Annotated in this window: 21 protein-coding genes; 4 read left to right on the forward strand and 17 right to left on the reverse strand. The window is 62.6% G+C overall.

The genetic code is table 11. The features are described from left to right. Positions 1–5 precede the first annotated feature (5 nt). From bamA to folK, 14 genes are all read right to left on the reverse strand, one after another. Positions 6–2,501, reverse strand: a complete 2,496-nt coding sequence (bamA, locus tag IFJ82_RS12535; protein ID WP_062808670.1) for an outer membrane protein assembly factor BamA — start codon at positions 2,499–2,501, stop codon at positions 6–8. 145 nt (positions 2,502–2,646) lie between these two features. Beyond that, entirely contained in the window at positions 2,647–3,753 is a 1,107-nt protein-coding gene (gene rseP / locus IFJ82_RS12540) for an RIP metalloprotease RseP (RefSeq protein WP_192264804.1), read from the reverse strand. A gap of 57 nt (positions 3,754–3,810) precedes the next feature. After that, the gene (dxr, locus tag IFJ82_RS12545) at positions 3,811–4,968 is read right to left on the reverse strand and encodes a 1-deoxy-D-xylulose-5-phosphate reductoisomerase (RefSeq protein ID WP_003618073.1); all 1,158 of its coding nucleotides are present in this window, start codon (positions 4,966–4,968) and stop codon (positions 3,811–3,813) included. Positions 4,969–5,010: 42 nt separating this feature from the next. Continuing rightward, the gene (locus IFJ82_RS12550; protein WP_408901686.1) at positions 5,011–5,886 is read right to left on the reverse strand and encodes a phosphatidate cytidylyltransferase; all 876 of its coding nucleotides are present in this window, start codon (positions 5,884–5,886) and stop codon (positions 5,011–5,013) included. Next, entirely contained in the window at positions 5,870–6,604 is a 735-nt protein-coding gene (gene uppS, locus IFJ82_RS12555) for a polyprenyl diphosphate synthase (RefSeq protein ID WP_003618072.1), read from the reverse strand. Before uppS ends, IFJ82_RS12550 begins: the two co-directional genes overlap by 17 nt. 7 nt (positions 6,605–6,611) lie before the next feature. Then, a complete protein-coding gene (frr, locus tag IFJ82_RS12560) occupies positions 6,612–7,178 on the reverse strand; it encodes a ribosome recycling factor (RefSeq protein ID WP_003618071.1) in 567 nt (188 codons plus the stop codon). A 73-nt stretch (positions 7,179–7,251) separates the two neighbouring features. Then, positions 7,252–8,004 carry a UMP kinase gene (gene pyrH / locus IFJ82_RS12565; RefSeq protein ID WP_003618070.1) on the reverse strand — a complete coding sequence of 251 codons (753 nt, stop codon included), beginning with the start codon at positions 8,002–8,004 and terminating at the stop codon, positions 7,252–7,254. 234 nt (positions 8,005–8,238) lie between these two features. After that, positions 8,239–9,147 carry a GTPase Era gene (gene era / locus IFJ82_RS12570; protein WP_003618069.1) on the reverse strand — a complete coding sequence of 303 codons (909 nt, stop codon included), beginning with the start codon at positions 9,145–9,147 and terminating at the stop codon, positions 8,239–8,241. Between the two features lie 77 nt (positions 9,148–9,224). Further along, positions 9,225–9,959: a ribonuclease III gene (rnc, locus tag IFJ82_RS12575; protein WP_062808667.1), complete on the reverse strand. Its 735-nt coding sequence runs from the start codon at positions 9,957–9,959 to the stop codon at positions 9,225–9,227. A 2-nt stretch (positions 9,960–9,961) separates the two neighbouring features. Continuing rightward, positions 9,962–10,705, reverse strand: a complete 744-nt coding sequence (lepB, locus tag IFJ82_RS12580; protein ID WP_048859349.1) for a signal peptidase I — start codon at positions 10,703–10,705, stop codon at positions 9,962–9,964. 186 nt (positions 10,706–10,891) lie between these two features. Then, entirely contained in the window at positions 10,892–11,305 is a 414-nt protein-coding gene (gene acpS / locus IFJ82_RS12585; protein ID WP_003618064.1) for a holo-ACP synthase, read from the reverse strand. Positions 11,306–11,318: 13 nt separating this feature from the next. After that, complete coding sequence (locus IFJ82_RS12590; RefSeq protein WP_408901716.1) at positions 11,319–13,574, reverse strand: RelA/SpoT family protein; 2,256 nt, start codon at positions 13,572–13,574, stop codon at positions 11,319–11,321. Between the two features lie 132 nt (positions 13,575–13,706). Next, on the reverse strand, positions 13,707–14,102 hold the full coding sequence (gene rpoZ / locus IFJ82_RS12595; RefSeq protein WP_003618062.1) for a DNA-directed RNA polymerase subunit omega: 396 nt from the start codon (positions 14,100–14,102) through the stop codon (positions 13,707–13,709). Positions 14,103–14,196: 94 nt separating this feature from the next. Beyond that, on the reverse strand, positions 14,197–14,736 hold the full coding sequence (folK, locus tag IFJ82_RS12600; RefSeq protein ID WP_192264808.1) for a 2-amino-4-hydroxy-6-hydroxymethyldihydropteridine diphosphokinase: 540 nt from the start codon (positions 14,734–14,736) through the stop codon (positions 14,197–14,199). A 189-nt stretch (positions 14,737–14,925) separates the two neighbouring features. Between folK and IFJ82_RS12605 the strand changes: the two genes are divergently transcribed. After that, on the forward strand, positions 14,926–15,540 hold the full coding sequence (locus IFJ82_RS12605; RefSeq protein WP_048859344.1) for a LabA-like NYN domain-containing protein: 615 nt from the start codon (positions 14,926–14,928) through the stop codon (positions 15,538–15,540). 239 nt (positions 15,541–15,779) lie between these two features. Here IFJ82_RS12605 and IFJ82_RS12610 read toward each other — a convergent pair whose 3' ends face one another. Next, positions 15,780–17,273: a malate:quinone oxidoreductase gene (locus tag IFJ82_RS12610; protein ID WP_192264809.1), complete on the reverse strand. Its 1,494-nt coding sequence runs from the start codon at positions 17,271–17,273 to the stop codon at positions 15,780–15,782. A 346-nt stretch (positions 17,274–17,619) separates the two neighbouring features. After that, positions 17,620–18,645, reverse strand: a complete 1,026-nt coding sequence (locus IFJ82_RS12615; protein ID WP_225578664.1) for a bifunctional enoyl-CoA hydratase/phosphate acetyltransferase — start codon at positions 18,643–18,645, stop codon at positions 17,620–17,622. Between the two features lie 206 nt (positions 18,646–18,851). Here IFJ82_RS12615 and IFJ82_RS12620 point away from each other — a divergent pair, with 206 nt between their 5' ends. After that, complete coding sequence (locus IFJ82_RS12620; protein ID WP_192264811.1) at positions 18,852–19,727, forward strand: NAD(P)-dependent oxidoreductase; 876 nt, start codon at positions 18,852–18,854, stop codon at positions 19,725–19,727. 223 nt (positions 19,728–19,950) lie between these two features. On the opposite strand, the gene IFJ82_RS12625 is transcribed toward IFJ82_RS12620, so the two are convergent. Next, on the reverse strand, positions 19,951–20,802 hold the full coding sequence (locus IFJ82_RS12625; RefSeq protein ID WP_192264813.1) for a phytoene/squalene synthase family protein: 852 nt from the start codon (positions 20,800–20,802) through the stop codon (positions 19,951–19,953). A gap of 129 nt (positions 20,803–20,931) precedes the next feature. Here IFJ82_RS12625 and IFJ82_RS12630 point away from each other — a divergent pair, with 129 nt between their 5' ends. Both IFJ82_RS12630 and IFJ82_RS12635 read left to right on the forward strand, forming a co-directional pair. Further along, positions 20,932–21,540, forward strand: a complete 609-nt coding sequence (locus tag IFJ82_RS12630) for a superoxide dismutase (protein ID WP_192264815.1) — start codon at positions 20,932–20,934, stop codon at positions 21,538–21,540. Positions 21,541–21,829: 289 nt separating this feature from the next. Further along, positions 21,830–22,516: a LysE family translocator gene (locus tag IFJ82_RS12635; protein WP_192264817.1), complete on the forward strand. Its 687-nt coding sequence runs from the start codon at positions 21,830–21,832 to the stop codon at positions 22,514–22,516. The last annotated feature ends 75 nt before the right edge of the window (positions 22,517–22,591 follow it).

Here is a 22,591-nt window from a genome sequence, read left to right on the forward strand (position 1 = left end):
TCACCTCAGAATTGTTGGCCGAAGCCAAAGCGGAGCAACTGTGTTCGGTCATGCTTCTGCTTGATGATCGGCACACCAAGATCAATGTTAATCAGACCAAACGGACTTTTCCATGAAAAGCCCACGCCGGTACTGACGCGCGGCGTCAATGTATCGCCATATACCGGGGTATATTTGTAACCATCACTGGGCGAGGTATAGCGTTCACGCACACGCAGGCCATCAAGCCCACCGGCATCGACGAAATACCGTCCCTTGATCCCCATATCCGCCGCAAATGGCATAGGGAAATGGATCGTGGCCGAAGCGGTGTACATGAAACGCCCGCCAAGGAAATCTTCTTGCGAATGCATCGGGTATTTCACACCGTCGATGGTCCGCGCCGAAATCCCCATCGAACGCGGCCCCGCACCACCGTCAAGGAAGCCGCGCAGCGTGTTACCACCAAGATAGAAGTTATCGATGATATCACTGCGTCCGCCACCCCAGTTGGCGATGTCGCCCGCGCCAGCGCGCAGGTCCACCGTCCAGTCATGGTTCCCCATCAGGCTGTCGAGGGGAATATAATAGGCGGCGTCGATCTTGCCACGGACATAGCGTTCATTGCCGCCAATACCCGCGAAATCGCCACCAACACGGATGACATAGCCGCTATGGGGCTGCGAACGGCGGTCACGGGTGTCATAGGTCAGCGTGGTGCTCAACTGTGACAGGAGCGACCAGCCGGACTGATCCAGCACGTACCAAGACGAATCCGACCATGTATCGCCAACATTTCGATCGGTAAGCGTATAGCTCCACGACTGCGACAGGTGGTTATTATAGGAATACCCCATACGCAGCGTCATGCCGTACCGGCCTTCGGAGTAGTTCTGGTACGTCATGTAACGGTTCTGGATACCGAAGATGTCGATACCGGCCACCAGGTTGCGATTGAGGAAATACGGGTCCGTCACAGAAATGTCGGCCTGATCTTCGTAATAGGCCGCCGTGCCGGAGAAACCGGCGTCGATACCTGTGCCAAGCAGGTTATGCTGCTTCAGGCCGAGATTACCCAGCACGCCCGCATCCGACGAATACCCGCCACCGAGCGAGAATTCGCCCGTCGGCTTTTCCACCACATCGGCCGAGATATTGACCTTGTCAGGTGAAGACCCGGGCGTCTGGTCGATCGACACGGTCTTGAAGAAGCCAAGATCCTCCAGCACCGCCTTGGAATATTTGCGGTCCATGGGGGTGTACGGATCGCCTTCGGACATCGGCAGCTGGCGGCGGATAACCTTGTCCTGCGTGATGGTGTTGCCGTTGATGTCGATGCGCTCGACATACATACGTGGCCCCTCGCTCACATCGAACAGCAGGTTGACCGTGCGTTTTTCCGGGTTACGCGCAATTTCGGGATGCACCATCGCAAAGGGATATCCCTTCGCCTGCAGGATTTCCTGCATGGATGTCGCATTATGCTGGATGGCGCTGCCGTCATACCACTGGTTGTGGAACAGGGAGATGTATTTATGCAGGGACTCCGCACTGACATGACGCAGGGAAGAGCGGATATCCATCTTGTTCAGGCGGTAACGCGGCCCTTCTTCCATCGTATAGGTGATATAGAACGCCTTGTGATCGGGGGAGAGTTCGCCCGTCGCGTTCTTGATCTGAAAATCGACAAACCCGTTTTTCAGATAAAACCGGTGCAGCAGTTCCGCGTCATACTTGATACGTTCGGGATTGTACTGGTCACTTGATGAGAAAAAGCGATACCACGCCGTTTCCTTCGACGACACGACACCGGCAAGGCGCGTGCTGCTGAAGGTACGGTTCCCCACGAACGTCACCTTGCGGATAAGTGTCTTCTGCGCCTCGTTGATGCGAAAGATCACATCGACGCGGTTATGTGCAAGGCGGATGACCTGTGGCGTGACGGTCGCGGCATAGCGCGCCTTTTCCGCATAGACACCAAGGATCTTCTGCCGGTCGGCAGCGATCGTCTTGGTGGAAAACACCGCGCGCGGCCGCAGGGAGATGACCTTTGTCAGGTCTTCGTCCTTGGCGCTGTGGTTGCCTTCGAAAATGATGCGGTTGACGATCGGGTTTTCAACGACATGCACCACCAGCATGTTGCCCGAACGCTGCATGGTCACGTCCTTGAACAGGCCGGTGGCATAAAGCGTCTTGAGCGAACGGTCGAGCAGATCCTGATCAAACCGGTCGCCGGGCTGCACCACCATATAGGACAGGATGGTGTTCGTTTCGATCCGGTCATTGCCCTTGATGTCCACGGCCTCGATCGGATCGGCCAGGGGCGGCGGCTTGATGGCCTCCACCTGCGGCTGTTCCGGGGTCATGCCCGGCGTCGGGGCCATGCCACCTGACGGGGGGGCATCGGACGGCGCACCGCCTTCCTGTCCAGCGTCCTGCGCGTGGGCGCCTGCCGTCCAGAACAGCGGCACAACACAAACGGATGCAAGCAGCGCTGAACGTTTACTCGACAAAATCGGCATTCCTCACCATTCGGTAGGCGGATTGACCACACTGCCAGCCATGCGGAGATGTCATCTCCGTGCTGTCATGCATTATCCGCATGGGCGGACGTATCCGATATAGCCCCTCTCGCGCAAGCACTTGTCTCATGCCGTCATTCTTACGTTATCCGACATGCGATGCCAGCCATTGAAACAAGCCGAAATGCGAAAGATCGTTAAATGTAGAAAATAAAAACAGGCTGGCGATCAGGGCGAACCCCGCCTGGAAACTGATCTGCTGCACCCGGCGCGAAACGGGACGGCCCATTATCCCCTCAAGAATATAGAACATCAGCCGCCCACCATCGAGAATCGGTATGGGGAACAGATTGATCAGGCCAAGATTGATCGACAGCAGCGCCATGAATGACACAAGGCTTGACAGTCCGTACTGCGCCACCTGCCCCGACATCTGCGCAATCCGTAACGGTCCGCCCAGATCCTTGGTGCTGTGCTGTCCCGTCAACATCTGCCACAGCCCGGCAAGGGTCTGGACAGACACATTCCACGTCTCCTTCACGGCGGAGACGAAGGCGCGCGGCAAGGACTGCGGCGCGCCCACTTCCGCCAGAAAGGAAACACCAAGCTGCCCGTGGGGGGGCTGCCCCTTTGCATCGGCAACACTGCCCACCGTCAGCGGGATCGTCACGTCATGCCCGTCGCGCTGCACGACCACATCGGTCTGTGCGCCCGGTTCGGCCGCGACGCGGGCCTGCAGGTCGGCCACGTCGGAAATCGGGTGATCCCCCAGCCGCACAATGACATCATGCGGCGCGATCCCCGCGCTTGCCGCAGCACTGCCGGGCATCACATCGGCAACGACATTGCGGATATGCGGCTGCCCTGCAAAGGCGAACAGGCCGGTAAAGAGAATGATCGCCAGCAGGAAATTGAAAACAGGCCCCGCAATGATGACAATCGCCCGCGACAGCACGGGCTTGTCATGGAACGTACGGCCCGGCTGCCATGCCGCGATCTGTTCAGGGGTGGCGTCTTCCGGTCCCTCGAACCCGTGCGGCTTGACATATCCGCCCAGCGGGACGGGACACAGCCGCCATTCCGTGCCGACACTGTCGTGCCAGCGCAGCAGCGGCTTGCCAAAACCGATGGAGAAAACCTCCACATGCACCCCACGCCAGCGCGCGGCAAGGTAATGGCCAAGTTCGTGGATGAAAACCAGCACACCCAGAACCAGGGCGAATGCAAGGACGGTCCGCAACAGATCATGCATGATGATTATGAGTTCCCCTGATGATCACGCGCGGCCGTCCCCCTTAACCCTGTCGTCTTATGCGGCCCGTGCCGTTATGCGGGCGCGGGCGAGGCGTCGCGCCTCTTCATCCCAGTGCAGGACCTGCTCCAGCGTGTCCGCGCTCTGGTTCCCAAGTGATTGCATCACATCCTCGACAACCCGCGCAATATCCCGGAAGCCGATTTTACGATTAAGAAAGGCCTCCACGGCAATTTCATTGGCGCCAGACAGGATCGCAGAGGCCGCCCCCCCCGCCCGGAGCGATTCCCGCGCCAGACGCAATGCGGGAAAACGCACTTCGTCAGGTTCCTCGAAATCCAGACGTGACATCGCGGCAAGGTCAAGGCGCGGCGAATTCGTCGCCATACGCTTTGGCCAGGCCAGCGTATGCGCAATGGGGATGCGCATGTCGGCGGAACCAAGCTGCGCGATGATACTGCCATCGGTGTACTGGACCATGCTGTGAACCACGGATTGCGGGTGGACGATAACGCCGATCCGGTCCTCCGTCATGTCGAACAGGCGCGCCGCCTCGATCAGTTCAAGCCCCTTGTTGAACATCGTCGCGGAATCGATGGTGATCTTGGCCCCCATGCTCCATGTCGGATGCTTCAGCGCGGCTTCCAGCGGGGCCTTCTCCATCTCCTCGATACTGGCGCGGCGGAACGGGCCGCCCGATGCCGTCAGCACGATCTTTTCCACCTGATCCACCTGCCGGTCGGCCATGGACTGGAAAATCGCATTATGCTCCGAATCGACCGGAAGCAGCGTCGCCCCCGCCTGATGCACCGCACGCAGCATGACGTCGCCCGCGCAGACCAGCGCTTCCTTGTTCGCCAGCGCGACACATCCGCCATTGCGCACCGCCGCCAGCGCGGGTTCCAGCCCAATGGCACCGGTGATCGCCGCCATGGTCCAGTCCACCGGCACGCCTGCCGCACGGATCACCGCCTCGCGCCCACCCGATACCTGTGTGGACGTCCCCGACAGCAGGGTTTCCAGTTCCCCAACCAGGGTTTCATCGGCGATCACGGCATATTCGGCACCAAGCGCACGCGCCTGTTCAGCCAGCAACGTGACATTGCGCCCCCCGACAAGGGCCACGACGCGGAACCGCTCCGGCGCCTGCAACAGCAGATCCACAGTGGAGCAGCCAATGCTGCCGGTACTGCCCAGAACGGAAACTGTCTTCATCCTACCGATTTCCCCAATTTTTTTCATCGTGACCGCGCGCCCTCAGCGCAGGCCGACATACCAGAAAGCAGCGCCTGCCGCTGCCCCCAGCGAAATCAATGCAGCCAGTGGTGCGGCCACCAGCAATCCATCAAAACGATCCAGCAACCCGCCATGCCCCGGGATGATCGCCCCGGAATCCTTGACGCCGCGCGCACGCTTAAGCGCGCTTTCCCCAAGGTCGCCCGCCTGTGCCGCAACCGCCATGACAGCCCCCATCATGGCGCCACGCACACCCGCCCCCGCCAGCGCATCAGGCAGCACGGAGGCAATCACGGCCCCGCCGGCAACCGCGGCCAGCAGCCCGCCACACGACCCCGACCATGTCTTGGCCGGGGAAATACGCGGCGCGAGCTTCGGCCCGCCAATGGCCCGTCCCGTCAGGTAAGCCCCCGTATCACTCAGCGCGACGCAGGCAACGACGAACAGGACGACACCCGCGCCCGGATGGGTCATGAAACGCAGCCACAAAAGGGACGCCCCCGCGCAGCCAATCGCCACCTGCCCCGCCCACAGGGCCGGGCCAAAGACAAAGGCCGCGCCCATGACCATGAACGCCCCCCCCCACTGCCCCCCCAGCGCCGCCGCAGCGCAGGCCAGAGGCCAGATGAGATAGAGCACGCCACGCCAACTGCGTGCGGACAGGACGAACATCCGCCCCCATTCCGACGCCATGCCCACCATCGCAAGCACGATCATCACGGCATAGGCGACACCCCCCGCCCACACACACAGCGCGGCAAGCGGCACGATCACCAGCGCGGACAGGACGCGCGCGCGCAGATCCTTCCACCCGCGCCCGGACCCACCACCCGGCGGCGTCGGGGCCGAAGGAAACGGGATCACGGTGGGATTGGGGGGATCAGACCGGTCTTGCACCGAAGCGCCTTTCGCGCCGGGAATAGATCTGGAGCACGGCATCAAAATGCCCGGCATCAAAATCTGGCCACAGCGTCTCTATGAATATCAGTTCGGCATAGGCCGACTGCCATAACAGGAAATTGGACAGGCGGCTTTCACCACTGGTGCGCACCACGATGTCGGGATCGGGCATGTCCGCCGTCATCAGGAAGCCGCCAAAGACATCCTCGTCAATCTGTCCCGGCGCCAGCGTGCCGTCCTGCACGGCCTTTGCCATCCGCAGCGCAGCCTGCATGATGTCGGCACGCCCGCCATAGGACAGCGCAAGCACGACCGTCAGGACCGTGTTGGAGGCGGTTTCCAGTTCGGCGCGCCTTGCCTCGGCCCGCACATCGGGGGCAAAGCGCGACAGGTCGCCGATAATGCGGATGCGCACACCCTTCGCCGCAAGCTCCGCCACCTTGTAACGCAGGTAATACCGCAAGAGGCTGGTCAGGTCGGCCACCTCCTGCGGGGTGCGCCGCCAGTTTTCCGAGGAAAATGCATAAAGCGTCAGCCATTTCACGCCAGACGCGACGGCGGCGCGGATACAACGCTGCACCGCCTCCGCCCCGGCCCGGTGGCCGGCAAGCAGCGGCAACCCGCGCGAGGCCGCCCACCGCCCGTTGCCATCCATGATGATCGCCACATGGACAGGCACACTTCCTGCGCGCCGTTCCCCGGCAACTGGGTACATACGGAAGTCAGACCTGCTTGATCTCGCGTTCTTTTTCCGCGAGCAGTTCGTCAACACGCTTCACATACTGGTCCGTCAGCTTCTGGATCGCATCGGACCAGACCTTGACGTCATCCTGGCTGATTTCGCCCTTCTTTTCCTGTCCGCGCGTCTGTTCCATGCCATCACGACGCACACCACGCACCGCGATCTTTGCGTTTTCGGCATATTTGCCTGCCGCGCGCGCCAGTTCGTTGCGCCGTTCCTCGGTCAACTGGGGAATGGGCACACGCACGGTCTGCCCATCGGCGGCGGGGTTCAGGCCCAGCCCGCTGTCACGGATCGCCCGTTCCACCGCACCGACAAGCGAACGGTCCCAAACCTGCACCGTCAGCATCCGCGCTTCGGGCACGGCGATGGAGCCAACCTGCGTCAGCGGCACTTCGCCGCCATAGGCTTCCACACGCACGGGCTCCAGCAGCGCCGGACTTGCACGGCCTGAACGCAGACCGGCAAAATCGCGACGCAGGCTTTCAATCGCCCCATCCATGCGGCGGGTTACATCCGCCAGCAAACTTTTCTGATCGACAGACACCTTGGCCCTCCCAACATTCCTCTAACGGTCGCGTTCGACCGCCATGCGACTTCTCTTGTGCGGGGTGTGCGCCTCAGTCCGAGGCCACGATCGTGGTAAAGCGTCCCTCGCCCCGCATAACGCGCGAAAACGCATCCTTTTCATGGATATTGAACACCACGATCGGCAGCTTGTTTTCACGCGCAAGGCTGATGGCGGCAGCATCCATGACATTGAGGTCATTGGCCAGCACATCGCGATAGGTCAGCGTATCATAACGCCGCGCATCGGCCACCTTGCGCGGGTCGGCGGAATATACGCCATCGACCTGCGTGCCCTTGAACAGCGCACTGCATTCCATTTCCGCCGCACGCAGGGCAGCCCCCGTATCGGTGGTGAAGAACGGGTTGCCCGTCCCGGCGGCAAAGATCACCACGCGCCCCTTTTCCATATGGCGCACCGCGCGACGCCGAATATAGGGTTCCGCGATGGAGGACATCTGGATCGCACTCATGACGCGGGTTGCGATCCCCTGGCGTTCCAGCGAATTCTGCATCAGCAGCGCATTGATGACGGTGGCCAGCATACCCGCGTAATCGCCCTGCGCGCGGTCCATGCCCCGCGCGGCGGCGGCGACGCCGCGAAAGATGTTGCCACCCCCGATAACCAGACACACCTCCACGCCAGTGCGCGCGACTGCCGCGATATCGGCGGCGATACCATCAACGGTTGCGGGGTCGATCCCATAGGATCCGTTACCCATCAGGGCCTCGCCCGAAACCTTCAGCAGGACCCGGCTGTAACCGGGGGCATTGTCTGGGGCATGATCTGTTAGCGGATTGGTCATTGGCCCTCGAACACAACAGAAAATAAGACACAGGCCGCAGGCAACCGCCCGCCAGTGACGGCAGCGCCCACGCCGCACATGTCATATAGGGGGTTCGCCCCCCTCACAAGCACACGATGCCGATAATGCGCCAATCAGGGCGCGCGCCCTGCGTTTCGTGTGCCCCCCATCACCAACCTGCGATGGTGGACCGGCCCACGGCACCCGCAGGGGTCAGATGTCAGATATCAGATGTCAGGCGTCGTCCAGACCGATGGCGCGCAGGCGGGCGCGCTCCTCATCCCATCCTGAACGTTCTTTCACGTTCAGGAACAAATGGCACGGCCGTTCCAGCAGGCGCGAAAGCTCCTTGCGCGCACGTTCGCCGATATTGCGAATCCGCGACCCGCCCTCCCCGATCAGGATCGCCTTGTGCGAGGCGCGGGCCACATAGATCGTCACCTCGATCCGCACCGAACCGTCCGGGCGCTCCTGAAAGCTTTCCGTCTCCGCCGTGGCGGCATAGGGAACCTCCTCATGCGTTTGCAAGAAGATCTGCTCGCGCACCAGCTCGGCGGCCAGCAGGCGGTCGGGCAGATCGGTCAGGTCATCTTCCGGATACAGGTATGGCCCCACCGGCAGCTCGGCCGCCATCCGGTCCATCAGGTCATCGACCCCCTGCCCCGAACGCGCGCTGATCATGAACACATGTTCCACCGTCAGCAGGCCCGACAGCTCCGCCGTCAGCGGCAGCAGCGCATCACGCCGCATCAGGTCGGTCTTGTTCAGCACCAGCCACACCCGGCGGTTGCGCTGCGCCAGTTGGCTGACGATTTCGCGCACCGCCTCCGTCAGGCCGGCACGCGCATCAATGATCAGCAGCGTGATGTCCGCATCCTCCGCCCCGGTCCAGGCGGCGGCGACCATCGCACGGTCCAGCATGCGGCGCGGACGGAAAATACCCGGCGTATCCACCAGCAGCATCTGCGCATGGTTGCGCATCAGGATACCCAGAACCCGGAAACGCGTCGTCTGCGCCTTTGGGCTGACGATCGACAGCTTGGTCCCCGCCATGCGGTTCAGCAACGTGGACTTGCCCGCATTGGGCGCGCCCACGATGGCGACGAAACCACAGCGGGTCGTCATGTCTTCATGTTCCGGCATTTATCATTCCCACGGCTGTAACAGCCGTCCCGAGTGTTCCATATTCGTGTCCGCCCCGCGCAGGGCACGCGCCCGCGTCAGTCAAACTGACTGAGCAGCCGGGCCGCGGCCTCGCTTTCGGCGGCACGCTTGCTGCCTGCGATACCTTCGCCCCGCCGTCCCGATGCCTCCACCGAAATCACGAACCGGGGCGCATGCGACGGACCATCGGTGGACACCACCTTATACACCGGCAGCGGCAATCCCCGCGCCAGCACCCATTCCTGCAATGCGGTCTTGGGGTCCTTGGGGGGGCGGGCCTGCGCCACGATGGCATTGTTCCATGCCCGACGCACAAAGGCGCGGGCAGGTTCCAGCCCACCATCAAGATAGATCGCGCCCAGAATCGCCTCCACCGCATCGGCGAGCACGTTGGCCATCTGACGCACCCCGGCGCGGGCCTCGTGCTCCGCCACGTCAAGGGCGGATGGCAGGGCCATGTCCTCTGCGATATGCGCCAGCACCGCGCGCGAGACAAGGTGCGCATGCCGGGGGCCAAGCGCGCCTTCCTGCTCATCTGGAAAACGCTCCAGCAGCCATTCCGCCATCAATAGGCCAAGCACGCGGTCGCCAATGAATTCCAGCCGTTCATTGGACCCTGCGCCGCGCCGCGCCACCGACTGGCGTGTGCGTCGCCCGATCGCGCTGCTGCGCTGATGTGCTGCGGACCGATGGGTCAGCGCCTCATGCAGAAGGGCGGCGTTGCGAAAGCAATAACCGACATACGCCTCGATCCGTTCGAACTCGGCCGTGGGGGTCGCGGGCGCATCCATGATCAGTGAACCCCCGAAAACAGGCGTCCCCAACGAATTTCCGTGGGCCATTTCCAGAATTCCCATGTCGGGTACTGCGCATCCACCGACAGGAATATCCACTTGGCCTGCCCCACCAGGTTTTCCATCGGCACAAAGCCAAGATCCTGCGGCGCGTCCCCCATGAAACGGCTGTCGGCGCTGTCGTCGCGGTTGTCACCCATGACAAAGAAATAACCCGGCGGCACGACATATTCCGGGGTGTCGTTCTTGTCCCCCTCATCCGTCAGCTTGAGGATGTCATGCGACACGGCGGGACGGCCACCGCTGCCGGGCAGGTCCTCGCGATAGCGTTCGCCCTCCATACGGGTGTGATGTTCGTCCACCGCGACATACTCGCCTTCCGACGTACGGGGCACGAGTTCACCGTTCAGGTAAAGCTGTCCCTCGCGCATCTGGATGCGATCGCCAGGCAGACCGACCACACGCTTGATATAGTCGATGGACGTATCCTTGGTGAAGCGGAAGACCGCCACATCCCCGCGATGCGGTTCGCTGCCGAATATGCGTCCGCTGAACAGGTTGGGCGACAGCGGCAGGGAGAAGTGCGAATAGCCATAGCTGTATTTGGCGACCCACACATAATCCCCCACCTGCAATGTCGGGATCATCGAACCGGACGGAATGTTGAAGGGTTCGAACAGTGCGGTGCGGACAAAAATCGCAATCGCACCCGCGACCACGACAGTACGCAGGAGTTCCAGCATGCCGCGCGCCCCCGTGGAAGGGGAGGTCGTCAGGACAGTTGGCGTCTGGGGGTCATCGCTCGACATGATCTTCATAAATCCGGCTTCGTGCGCGACCGGCCGGGCGAAAGGCACGGTCGCATAATTCTGGCGATCAAGCCCACGGGGCCATGCCGTGTCAAGCACGGGCGGCCATGCGTGAACCGATCAGGGATGCGCCACGCCATCCGCCACGATGATGACCTGGGCAAAGGCATAGGGGTATTCATCCGTCATCGTCACCATGATGCGTGGCGTACACCCGGCCGGCACAATTTCATCAAGTCGCACACACGCCCCACCCGACAGCACCATGACCGGCTGCCCGCCGACCAGGTTTTCGACACCCAGGTCACGATGGAACACGCCACGGGCGAATCCGGTACCCAGCGCCTTGGCGCATGCTTCCTTCGCCGCCCAACGCTTGGCAAAGGTGCCAAGCCGGGCCGCCCCCGAACGGCGGTTCGCCGCCGCACGTTCACGGGGGGTAAAAACCCGTTCCTCGAACCGTGCGCCATGGCGCGCCAGCACATTTTCAATGCGGCGGATGTCACACAGGTCCGACCCGATCCCGATCATCATGGCGTCATGCGCCTCATCCCTTGGCGCGTTCCACCTGAACCACGCCGGTTTCCGCCCGCAGGGCCGCCATGATGGCAGACAGGTGCCGCAGGTCGCGTACCTCGATATCCGCAAGGATTTCCATGAATTCAAGCTGCCGGTTGACGATGCGCAGGTTGACCATCACGCCATCATGCTTGGTTGCGATATTCGTCAGCGTCGCCAGGACCGAAGGTTCATTGGCCGTTACCACGCTGAGCCGCCCGACATGCGTGCCCGCCGCGTTGCGCGCGATCAGGTCATAATCCCAGTTCAGGTCCATGAAGCGTTCGGGCGTGGCCGCGAACGTCTCCAGCGTCTGGCATCCCTGTGCATGGACCGTGATCCCCTTGCCGGTGGAAACGATGCCCACGATGCGATCACCCGGCAGCGGATGGCAGCAGCCGGCGAAATGCACCGCCATCCCTGCCCCCACGCCCGCCAGCGCCATGCCGGCCGCATTCTTGCGCCGGGCCGCCGAAAATGCGGTCGTGCTTTCGGCGGCGCGCATCGACAGGCCGGGCACCATACGCGGCGCGCGCGGTGCGCGACGCAGGTCGGGATACGCCGCCTGCACGACCTCACGCGCGGAAAGGTTGCCATTTCCCACCGCCACGAACAGGTCCGCCACAGAAGACAGGCGCAGATCCTTGAGCAGTGATTCCAATACTTTTTCGGACCCGTCCACCCCTTCCTGCCGGAAGGATTTCGCCAGCGCCACCCGCCCGCTGTCGAGGTGCGATTCGCGCTGTTGCAGCGCGACATGGCGGCGGATGCGCGCGCGGGCCTTGCCCGTGACGACAAAGCGTTCCCACGACGGCGAGGGCGTACCGCCGCGCGCTGTCATGATTTCCACCTGATCGCCATTTTGCAATTCATGGCGCAGGGGCATCAGGCGGCCATTGATGCGCGCGCCGACACAACTGTCCCCCACCTGGCTGTGCACGGCATAGGCGAAGTCGATCGGGGTTGCGCCACGCGGCAGGGAAATCAGCCGTCCCTTCGGCGTGAAGCAGAAGACCTGATCCTGATAGAGTTCGAGCTTGGTATTTTCGAGGAATTCATCCGGCGCGGCCGAATCCTCAAGGATATCAAGCAGATCCTGCACCCAGCGCAGGCCGGAGACAACGTGCGCTGCGTCATCGACCTTCCCGTCGCCCCCCTGCTTGTACAGCCAGTGCGAGGCGACACCATTTTCGGCGACGTCGTGCATTTCGGCCGTACGGATCTGCACCTCGATCTTCTGGTTGCGCGGATGGCGCAGCGTCACCCCGGTATGCAGGCTCTGATAACCGTTGACCTTGGGGGTGGAGATGTAATCCTTGAACCGCCCCGAAATGACGGGATAGGCCGCATGCACCGCGCCAAGCGTGACGTAGCACCCCTCACGCGAGGGGACGATGATGCGAAACGCCATGATGTCCGACAGCTGCTCGAACGCGACGTTGCGGCGCTGCATCTTTTCCCAGATGGAATAGGGCGTCTTTTCACGCCCCGTGACCTCCACCCCCTTCAACCCGGCCTCGGCGCACAGGTTCTGGAGTTCGTGGCGGATTTCCTCGATCACGTCCGCACCCTGCCCGCGCAGATAGTTCAGGCGCGCGCGGATCGTGGCCATCGCCTCTGGCTCAAGCTCCGCAAAGGAAAGGTTCTGCAGTTCGACCTTCACCTTTTCCATGCCGATACGATCGGCAAGCGGTGCATAGATCTCCATCGTTTCACGCGCGATGCGCTGGCGACGGTCAAGGCGCTGCACGTAATGCAACGTGCGCATATTGTGCAGACGGTCCGCAAGCTTGACGATCAGGACGCGGATGTCCTTGGACATCGCAAGGACCAGCTTGCGGAAATTCTCAGCCTGCTTGGTACGGTCGGACTGAAGCTCCAGCCGCGTCAGCTTGGTCACGCCATCGACAAGTTCCGCGATGGTCGCACCGAACTGCGTGCGCAACTGCGCCTGGGTGACGCCCGTATCCTCGATGGTGTCATGCAACAGCGCGGTTGCGATGGATGCCGTATCAAGGCGGAACCCGGCAAGGATGTTCGCCACCGCAAGCGGATGGGTGATATAGGGATCGCCGTTATCGCGGTCCTGCCCCTCATGCGCCTTGTATGCCACGTCGAAGGCGCGGCGGATCAGGTCGAGGTCGGCACCGGGATCATAGGACTGGATGCGCCGGATCAGCCCGTCGCAGGAAATGACCCGCGCCGGGACCCGCGGCGTTGCGGCGGCGATGTCGGCATCCGCCACGCTGGCGGGAACATGCCCACCATCCCCGATGGCCGGGGCCTGCGGCAAGGTGGGCACGGCAGGGGACGTGAGGGAAGCTGTCGTTTCAGAGCCGACCCGATCCGTCACATCCGTCCCCTCTCGTCAAAAATGCTATCGCGAACCCCGGCCGCCAAGTTCGGCCTCGATGGTGGCTTCGAGCTCTTCTGCCGTCATGCCAGCCGTATGGCGTGATTCTTCCTCCGCAGAGACATCCTGCAGGCCGAAGATGTTCTGTTCGGTCGGGATCAGATCGACGACTTCCTCATCTGCGGGCTCGGGCTCGGGCGCGCGGGCCAGCGAACGCAGCAGGTCGCTCTTGACCTGGTCCAGACTGATTGTCTGGTCCGCAATCTCGCGCAGGGCGACGACGGGATTCTTGTCGTTGTCGCGATCAATCGTCAGTTCTTCGCCGCGGGACAGGGCGCGGGCACGTTGGGCCGCCAGCAACACCAGTTCAAAACGGTTGGGAACCCGCTCAACGCAGTCCTCGACAGTGACGCGTGCCATCAGGCCAGACTCCGGTTTCTCTATGAAAAATATATCGGTGGAACAAGATGGAATACTCCCCCCCGCCCCACAACGCAAGTACGCCGTTGCGCACTCAGCCCGGCAGGCGGGTGATCGCCTGGTCCGCCACGCGGGCCAGCAGGGCCTCTATCCCTTCCCCGCTGACGGGATCGCGCCAGTGGGGGGCCACATCACGCAGGGGGCGCAGCACAAAGGCGCGCAGGCAGGCACGCGGATGCGGCACGATGGGATCGGGGGCGGCACGCACAAGATCCCCCATCGCGATGATGTCAAGGTCAAGCGGCCGCGCGGCGTTGGCGATGGTGCGCACCCGTCCCGCCCGCGCCTCGATCGCCTGCAGGGCAGACAAGAGGGCCTGGGGCGTGATATCGCCACCCAGTCGCACCATTCCGTTGAAATAGGGGGGCTGCCCCGATGGCGGGACCGGCGCGCTTTCATACCAATGGGAAACCGCCTCGACACGAATTGTATCAATGCGCCCTATTTCCGCCACAGCCCAGTGGCATGTCTGTAATGGCCCTTCCCCCGTGTGGCGGGGCAGGTTCGCCCCTACCGCCACGAGGATGTCTGCTGAATGCCCGCCGGAACCCGGCACCGTATCGTGCGTATCCATGCATGAATAATAACATGAGTGGATGATTTGTTATCTCAAACTTTATGACTACATCGGTATGGACAATGTCATGCCGGGCATTACCCGCAACCTACCCTTCCCTCCTGACGGACACACCACGCGCACAGCCAATGGTATTTCAATCGTCAGCCGGGCATATGAAGCTACCTCTTTCAGGGACACTCACTAATGTTCTTTCAGCCTCAGGAACGGCTTTGTCTTTTTATTGATGGAACCAGCCTGTATTCAGCGTCACGCAATCTCGGCTTTGAGGTGGATTACCGCAAGCTGCTGTCATTTTTCCGGTCGAAATCCAACGTCTTGCGGGCGTACTACTATTCCGCCGTCCTGGAGACGGAGGAATATTCCCCGCTCAAGCCGCTGACTGACTGGCTTGTCTATAACGGCTATTTCCTGGTAACGAAGACGGCGCGCGAATATACCGACCATACGGGCCGCCGCCGCGTAAAGGGCAACATGGACATCGAACTTGCGGTGGACATGCTCGAAATGGCGCCCAGGATCGACCATGCCGTCCTGTTCAGCGGGGATGCCGATTTCCGCCGCCTGCTCGAAGCGGTGCAGCGTCAGGGCGTACGCACGACCGTCATCGCATCCATAAAGACGTCGCCGCCGCTGATTGGCGATGAACTGCGCCGCCAGGCGGACCAGTTCATCGAACTGGCCGATATCGCATCGCACTTCACCCGCCGGCAGATCGAAAACCGCACCAGCCGTCCGAACCCGGTGCCACCGGTGCGTCATCCGGCCGATCATCTGAGCGACCTGCCTGAAGACGAATGAGGGACCACCTGAAATGGTCCGATAAAAGCGATGACATTAATCAGGACGCCCCGCTTTCACAGCGGTGGCGTCCTTGGGCGCGGTGTGAAAAGCTGTGCCAGATTTTTTTACCGGCGGCCTTTCGTGCCCCGCCTTTCCTGCCCCCCGTATATCACGCCCATGCGTGTCACGCCTGCCTGACACATCCTTGCGCCCGCCCGCTGGTGCCAGACGGGCACAGGAAATGCCATCCCATATGGTCAGCCGTCGAGTTGCAGCGTCTGGCGTGTCCAGTCACGTGTGCGCGCACACAGCGCGGCATCATCGGACAGGCGCCTGCCATAGGATGGGATCATCTTGCGCAGGCGCTCTTCCCACTGCGGCAGGCGATCGGCAAAGCAGCGCTGGATAACCGCCAGCATGATCGGTGCCGCCGTCGATGCCCCCGGTGATGCACCAAGCAGCCCCGCAATCGTGCCATTCGCCCCGGTCACAACCTCTGTCCCGAACTGCAGCACGCCGCCCTTGGCCGCGTCCTTCTTGATGACCTGCACGCGCTGGCCTGCGGTAATCAGTTCCCAGTCGCTGCTGCGTGCGCCAGGCACGAAATCACGCAGGGCCTTCATCCGGTCCTCGTTCGACTGCATCACCTGCTGGATCAGGTATTTCGTCAGCGGCATGTTGTCGCGGGCCACCGCCATCATCGCACCGATATTATCCATACGGATCGAACGCGGCAGATCCAGCCATGACCCCTGCTTGAGGAACTTGGTGGAGAATCCGGCATACGGACCGAACAGCAGCCCTTCCTGCCCGTCGATCACGCGGGTATCGAGGTGGGGGACCGACATCGGCGGCGCGCCGACCGATGCCTTGCCATAGACCTTGGCATGGTGACGGGCGATGATTTCGGGGTTGGTGCAACGCAGGAACTGTCCGCTGACCGGGAAGCCACCGATGCCACGCGCCTCGGGGATGCCGCTTTTCTGCAACAGCGGCAGCGCGCCACCGCCCGCACCGACGAACACGAACCGCGCGGCGACATCGCGTGACGTACCATCATGCATGCCCCGCACGGAAACGGTCCATCCCGACCCGGACTGACGCAGGCCCGTGACCTCATGCCCCAGATTGAGGTCAAAGCCCGGGCCACCTGACAGGATATCCACCAGCCGGTGCGTCAGCGCCCCGAAATTGACATCCGTTCCCGCCGGGTGATGCGTGGCCGCAAGCGGCGTGCCCCCTGCCCGCCCGTCCATGACCAGCGGCATCCACTGCGACAGTTGTGCCGTGTCGGTGGAATAGGACATGCCGGCGAACAGCGGATGATCCTTCAGCGCGTTATAACGCCGCTGGAGGAAATCAACATTTTCCGCCCCCCAGACGAAGCTCATATGCGCAATGGGGTTGAGAAAGTCGCGTGGCGAGGCGATCAGCCCGGATTCGGCCAGATAGGACCAGAATTGCCGTGAAACCTGAAAGGCCTCGTTGACGTTGACGGCCTTGGAAATATCGACCTCACCCCCCGCACCCATCGGGGTGTAGTTGAGTTCGCACAGCGCGGAATGGCCGGTGCCGGCATTGTTCCAGCCGTTGGAGCTTTCCAGCGCGACATCATCAAGGCGCCCGAACAGAGCGATCGACAGGTTTGGTTCCAGTTGCTTGAGCATCACGCCGAGCGTCGCGCTCATGATACCGCCGCCGACAAGGACGACATCATAGGTGGAATCGGCAGGAGTAGGCTGAGAGGTCATGATATTCTCCGCTTCGGCGTCGGACAGTGGTGTCGTGGCTGCGATCGTGCGCCCCGGGCAGCCGACCGGGGGCGTGGGACCGGCCCGCAGGGGGCATCCCTGACGGCCATGCCACGCCGGATTTCGTGTTCCCGCGTCCCGCCATGTCCGGCGCGCGGAAAATACCGTCCGTCCCGCCCCACCCATATCCGCCCCCGCCCCATGATGACATGGGACAGGCGCGCCGGGCAGGGGCAGGCCTGACAGCGACTGTCATTCCTCATGCCATTGGCGACGTCATTGTGGCGCATCATCTTTGTGCGAGGGAAAAGGATCGCGGCGCATATCTGCATTCCACCCATCGCATTCATGCACCGTCCGCACCGGGGCGTGCAATGCGGTACCCCGCGCGCACCATCGCCACGGCCACCATGCATGACAGCAGGCGCGTGGACAGGGAATCCGCCCGGCTGGTCAGGACCACGGGCACACGCGCGCCGATCACGATACCCGCCGCCTGCGCACCACCGAGGAAGGTCATCTGCTTTGCAAGGATATTGCCTGCCTCCAGATCCGGCACGATCAGGATGTCGGCCTGCCCCCCGATGGGCGAACGCACGCCCTTGCACCGCGCGGCCTCGGCACTCAGGGCGTTATCGAGTGCAAGCGGCCCGTCCACGATGCCGCCGGTGATCTGTCCCCTGTCCGCCATTTTACAGATGATGGCCGCATCCAGCGTGGATTGCAGGCCGGGATTGACCGTCTCCACCGCCGACAGCAGCGCCACGCGCGGGCAGGCAATGCCCAGTATGTGCGCAAGGTCGATCGCATTGCGCACGATATCGCGCCGCACGTCGAGGTCAGGCGCAATGTTGACCGCGCCATCGCTGACGAACAGCGGCCGCCCCACACCCGGCAGGTCGAGGATGTAGGCATGGCTCATCCACCGTTCGGTACGCAGGCCGCTATCATGGTGACCGATTTCATGCAGGTAAACACGTGAATGCAGCGCCCCCTTCATCAGGATCGCAACCTCCCCCTCACGGGCCATGCGGACGCCAGCCTGCGCGGCCTGCGTATCATCGGCGGCATCGACAAGGCGGCAGGCCGAAATATCGAGGGATTCTTCGCGTGCGATGGCGCGAATCCGCCCGACAGGCCCGATCAGGACAGGTTTCGCAAGATCACGCCGCAACAGTTCGCACGCGGCACGCAGCGCGATGGCACTGCAGGGATAGACAATTCCCACCGGCATTGGCGCCACACCGCGCAACGTGGCGGCCAGGCGGTCAAAGAAATGCAGGCCGGACGCGGATGCAGACCCAGAGGATGCTGGCACAGAAGCAGATATGGCGGCAGATATGGGGGCAGGCGTCGTGGCGGACGTCGTCATGGATTTTCCCAGCAGGTCGGACACTTCAGTAACCTCCCCTCCTTGCCACAGACACAGGGGGGGCCTGCGCATCATCTTTGCGCGACCGCGGGGGCCAGGTCATCGCCCGCCGCGTGACATCCCCGCGCCCATTGGGCAAGCTGCCGCCAACACGGCCCGCATCGCGGGCTTCCCTATCCTGGATGAACAAGTCAGGAGTTCTTTCCATGTCCCTTCTGATCGGCTTTATCGGCTTTGGCGCCATGGCCAGCCGCATGGGCGCGAACCTGCGCAAGGCGGGATACCGCATCGTGGCCTATACCCCCTCGGGCAGGGGCGGCGATGGCGACGTGACATTCCTGCCCACCCCACGCGCACTGGCCGCCGATGCCGACATCGTCATCGCCTGCGTTCCCGATGACGAAGCGCTGGAACAATCCATGTCCGGCCCCGACGGCGTGCTTGCGGGCATGAAGGCTGGCGGCCTGCTGATCAATACCAGTTCGGTCGCCCCAGAAACCTCCATCGCGCTGGCAGCGCAGGCGGCGGCAGGCGGGATTACCGTACTCGACGCGCCCGTGGCAGGCAGTACGCCAGAGGCCGAATCCGCCAACCTTGTCATCCTTGTCGGGGGGGATGCGGCTGACGTCGCGCGGGCGCAGCCCATCTTTGACGCCATCGGGCGGCTGACGATCCATGCCGGGCCATCAGGCAGCGGGTCAAAGCTGAAACTGGTCATCAACGGCATCATGGGGGCGACCCTGTCAGTCGTGGCCGAAGGCGTGGCCTATGGGCTGGCCAGCGGCCTGGAACGCGACATGCTGTTTGACGCGCTTGATGCCGTGCCGGTCATCTCCCCACATCACAAGCGCAAGCTGAAAGCCGCGAAAGCGGGGGATTTCAGCCCGCAGTTTCCCACGCGCCTGATGCAGAAGGACATGCGCCTGCTGCTGACGGATGCGGCGCGTCAGATGGCCCCGATGCCCGCGACGGCGGCGGCGACACAATCGCTGAGCCTGACGCGGCGCCGGTATGCGGACAAGGATTATTCCGCCCTGTTCGCCATCATGGAAACCATGGTCGCCAACGACGCAACACCGTAAACATCTTTAGCACCAGCCAGAAGCTGCTTTAAAAGTCAGGCTTGATAACATCCTGAAACCATAAAGGTTTTTGGTGAAGCTTTTTCCAAAAAGCTTCAGAAGACGCCGCCTTTCTGAAGAAAGGCGGCGTCCGAAAACTGTTCCCGTTTTCTATCAAGGATGTGTTTTCAAACTAAAATGAGGTGGCCCCTTATGCAGCGTCCACCCCAAACCTTCTGCACGCTCACACCCGCCCGCGCGCCATCGCGACCATGACCGCCAGCCGGTCGCCAATGCCGCGCGCACCACCGTCATCTCCTCCATCCGCCCGCAGGTCACGCCGCCCCAGCACGGCCGGCAGGGCGGCAGGCAGGACCGTGCGCGGCAGGCATGGCGTAATCGTCATGGCGCGGGCATGGAATGCCGCCCCTTCGGCACGCAGCAGGGCATGCAGCGCCGCCCTCTGTCCGGCGGTGGCCGCCCCATCGCGCAGGCCATCACGTTCCAGCCCCACGGCGTCAAGCGCCACATCCGGCAGCGGGCACCGTCCCGAACGCAGCACCGCCCCCAGATGCCGCGCCAGTGCGCCCGCGCCATAAACCGCACCCAGTTCCGCCACCGCATCGCACGCCACATCGTCGCGAGGGTCCAGCACCTCCGCCATTGCACGCTGCACCCCACCGGCCCCCGCGCGCATATTGGCGCGCCACGCGGGCCAGTCAGGCAACCCGTCGAGTTCACATTCACGCGCATCGACAATGCCACGCACGGTATCCGCCCGCACCGCGCCACATGCCAGCAGGTCCACCAGGGCAATGGCCACCGGGTGGCGTTGCGGGTCGCCCCCGTCAATGACGTCACGCCACCATTGCAGGCGGATCATCCCCGCGATCGGCCCCGCCACCGCCCAGGAGGCAGGAGTCGAAAGCGCGCGAACACACTCGTGATTAAAGGCAACCAGCGTCATCGCCGCCTCCCGCGCGGGGGCGGGCACAAACAGCGCGCACAGGAAACGGTCCGGGTCGAAACGTCGCGCAATCGCGCCACATTCAGACAGGCCATCGGTGGAATGTTCTGCATCCCGGGTCGGGGTCATGACGTTAGGGGTCCATGCGTTACGATACGCCCGCGCCGAGGCGTGTGACTTGACGCACCCGCCGCGCGCCCATAGCTGTTTAGGGGTAGCGGTGCGATACCGCCTTTTGCAATCGCCAGGAGAATGTTCATGGCTTTCGAATTGCCCTCCCTCCCCTTCGCTTACAATGCCCTTGCCGCGCGCGGCATGTGCCAGGAAACGCTTGAACTGCACCATGACAAGCATCATCAGGCCTATGTGACGGCGCTGAACGGCTTTGTCGAATCCAAGCCCGCGCTGCAGGGCAAGTCGCTGGAGGAAATCATCTTGGCGGTAAAGGATGATCCGGCACAGGCCCCCGTGTTCAACAATGCGGGACAGCATTGGAACCACATCCTGTTCTGGCAGAACCTGTCGCCCACGGGTGGCGCGATTCCCGATTCCGTATCCAAGAAGCTGGTTGAGGATTTCGGCAGCATCGAAAAGTTCAAGGCCGATTTCAAGGCCGCCGCCGCGTCACAGTTCGGGTCGGGCTGGGCCTGGCTGGTGCTTGGCCCCGACGGCAAGCTTGCGGTGACGAAGACGGCCAATGGCTCCAACCCGCTGGCCGAAGGCCAGGGCAAGGTGCTGCTTGGCCTCGACGTGTGGGAACACTCCTACTACCTCGACTTCCGCAACCGTCGCCCTGACTATATCGTCAACTACCTCGACAAGCTGGCGAATTATGAATTCGCCGAAGCGCAGCTCAAGGCCGCGTAAGGCATCACGCCAATTGCCGGGATGGCCCCCGGGCCATCCCCAGGAAACCCGGTCGTGCATGCGGCCGGGTTTTTTCGTCTTGCCAGATGGCATGTGCCCCCTATGGCCCGCCATCCCGCCGCTTCCATAAAGGTTTATGCCAAGACATTGCCAAAGGGCTTTACAGAAGACATCACCTTTTGAAAAAAGTGATGGCCGGAACCTTCTGTTTTTTAGCAATGGCTTGTTTTCCGACGACCTTTGACCCACTGACGTGCCTTCTCCATGGCACGAGCCGCAGGACCGCGAGATGACCCTTCATTCATGGTGGCTGTTTTCCGTCGCCGTCTTCCTCCTGTGCGCCATTCCCGGCCCCAACATGCTGCATGTGCTGACACGCAGCGTCCATTTCGGGGTTCGGCGCACCACTGCCGCCATGGCGGGGTGCCTGCTTGCGCTGCTTGTGGCACTTGGCGCCTCCGCCGCGGGCCTCAGCGCGGCACTCGCCGCATCGCCCAAGCTGTTTGGCGTCCTGCGTGTGGCCGGGGCATGTTACCTTGTTTTCCTCGGGCTCAAGGCATGGCGGGCGGATGCGGGCACACCGCCGCCACAAGGGGACGGGCAAGGAGACGGGCAGGCCATGGCGGACATGACATCGGACGCCATATCCGCCGCAACACCCGACCCTGCGGGCACAACCACGTTCGCCCTGTTTCGCGGCGGGTTCCTTGTGGCGATCAGCAATCCCAAGCTGTTGCTGTTCGCGGCTGCATTCTTCCCACAGTTCATCAATCCCGCCGCCCCGCGCCTGGGCCAGTTTTCCATCCTTGTCGCGACATTCGCCACGATCGAGACGGCATGGTACATGATCTATGCACTGGGGGGCCGCAAGATGGCGGCCTATCTGGAGCGCCCGACACTGAAGCGGGCATTCAACCGGATCACCGGGGGCATTTTCATCGGTTTTGGCGCGATCCTGCTGCGCGCCCGCGCCTGATTGCTCCCGGTCGGCCCACAGCGAGATTGACCGCAACAGGCCTGCTGCACACAGCATGATCGGCTGGAATGACAT

Origin of the sequence: Novacetimonas hansenii (genome assembly GCF_014843995.1) — a bacterium.
GTDB classification, from domain to species: Bacteria; Pseudomonadota; Alphaproteobacteria; order Acetobacterales; family Acetobacteraceae; genus Novacetimonas; species Novacetimonas hansenii.

Bases quoted from the DNA above. Each gene is read 5' to 3' on its own strand.
- uppS (WP_003618072.1), bottom strand. From the start codon at position 6,604: ATGTACCCAGTTGCCGGGGAACGGCGCGCAGGAAGTGTGCCTGTCCAT.
- IFJ82_RS12620 (WP_192264811.1), top strand. From the start codon at position 18,852: ATGTCCCTTCTGATCGGCTTTATCGGCTTTGGCGCCATGGCCAGCCGC.
- IFJ82_RS12630 (WP_192264815.1), top strand. From the start codon at position 20,932: ATGGCTTTCGAATTGCCCTCCCTCCCCTTCGCTTACAATGCCCTTGCC.
- IFJ82_RS12610 (WP_192264809.1), bottom strand. From the start codon at position 17,273: ATGACCTCTCAGCCTACTCCTGCCGATTCCACCTATGATGTCGTCCTT.
- lepB (WP_048859349.1), bottom strand. From the start codon at position 10,705: ATGCTGGAACTCCTGCGTACTGTCGTGGTCGCGGGTGCGATTGCGATT.
- rnc (WP_062808667.1), bottom strand. From the start codon at position 9,959: ATGGATGCGCCCGCGACCCCCACGGCCGAGTTCGAACGGATCGAGGCG.
- IFJ82_RS12615 (WP_225578664.1), bottom strand. From the start codon at position 18,645: ATGACGACGTCCGCCACGACGCCTGCCCCCATATCTGCCGCCATATCT.
- IFJ82_RS12625 (WP_192264813.1), bottom strand. From the start codon at position 20,802: ATGACCCCGACCCGGGATGCAGAACATTCCACCGATGGCCTGTCTGAA.
- acpS (WP_003618064.1), bottom strand. From the start codon at position 11,305: ATGATGATCGGGATCGGGTCGGACCTGTGTGACATCCGCCGCATTGAA.
- pyrH (WP_003618070.1), bottom strand. From the start codon at position 8,004: ATGACCAATCCGCTAACAGATCATGCCCCAGACAATGCCCCCGGTTAC.
- era (WP_003618069.1), bottom strand. From the start codon at position 9,147: ATGCCGGAACATGAAGACATGACGACCCGCTGTGGTTTCGTCGCCATC.
- bamA (WP_062808670.1), bottom strand. From the start codon at position 2,501: ATGCCGATTTTGTCGAGTAAACGTTCAGCGCTGCTTGCATCCGTTTGT.
- IFJ82_RS12605 (WP_048859344.1), top strand. From the start codon at position 14,926: ATGTTCTTTCAGCCTCAGGAACGGCTTTGTCTTTTTATTGATGGAACC.
- dxr (WP_003618073.1), bottom strand. From the start codon at position 4,968: ATGAAGACAGTTTCCGTTCTGGGCAGTACCGGCAGCATTGGCTGCTCC.
- folK (WP_192264808.1), bottom strand. From the start codon at position 14,736: ATGGATACGCACGATACGGTGCCGGGTTCCGGCGGGCATTCAGCAGAC.
- IFJ82_RS12635 (WP_192264817.1), top strand. From the start codon at position 21,830: ATGACCCTTCATTCATGGTGGCTGTTTTCCGTCGCCGTCTTCCTCCTG.
- rpoZ (WP_003618062.1), bottom strand. From the start codon at position 14,102: ATGGCACGCGTCACTGTCGAGGACTGCGTTGAGCGGGTTCCCAACCGT.
- rseP (WP_192264804.1), bottom strand. From the start codon at position 3,753: ATGCATGATCTGTTGCGGACCGTCCTTGCATTCGCCCTGGTTCTGGGT.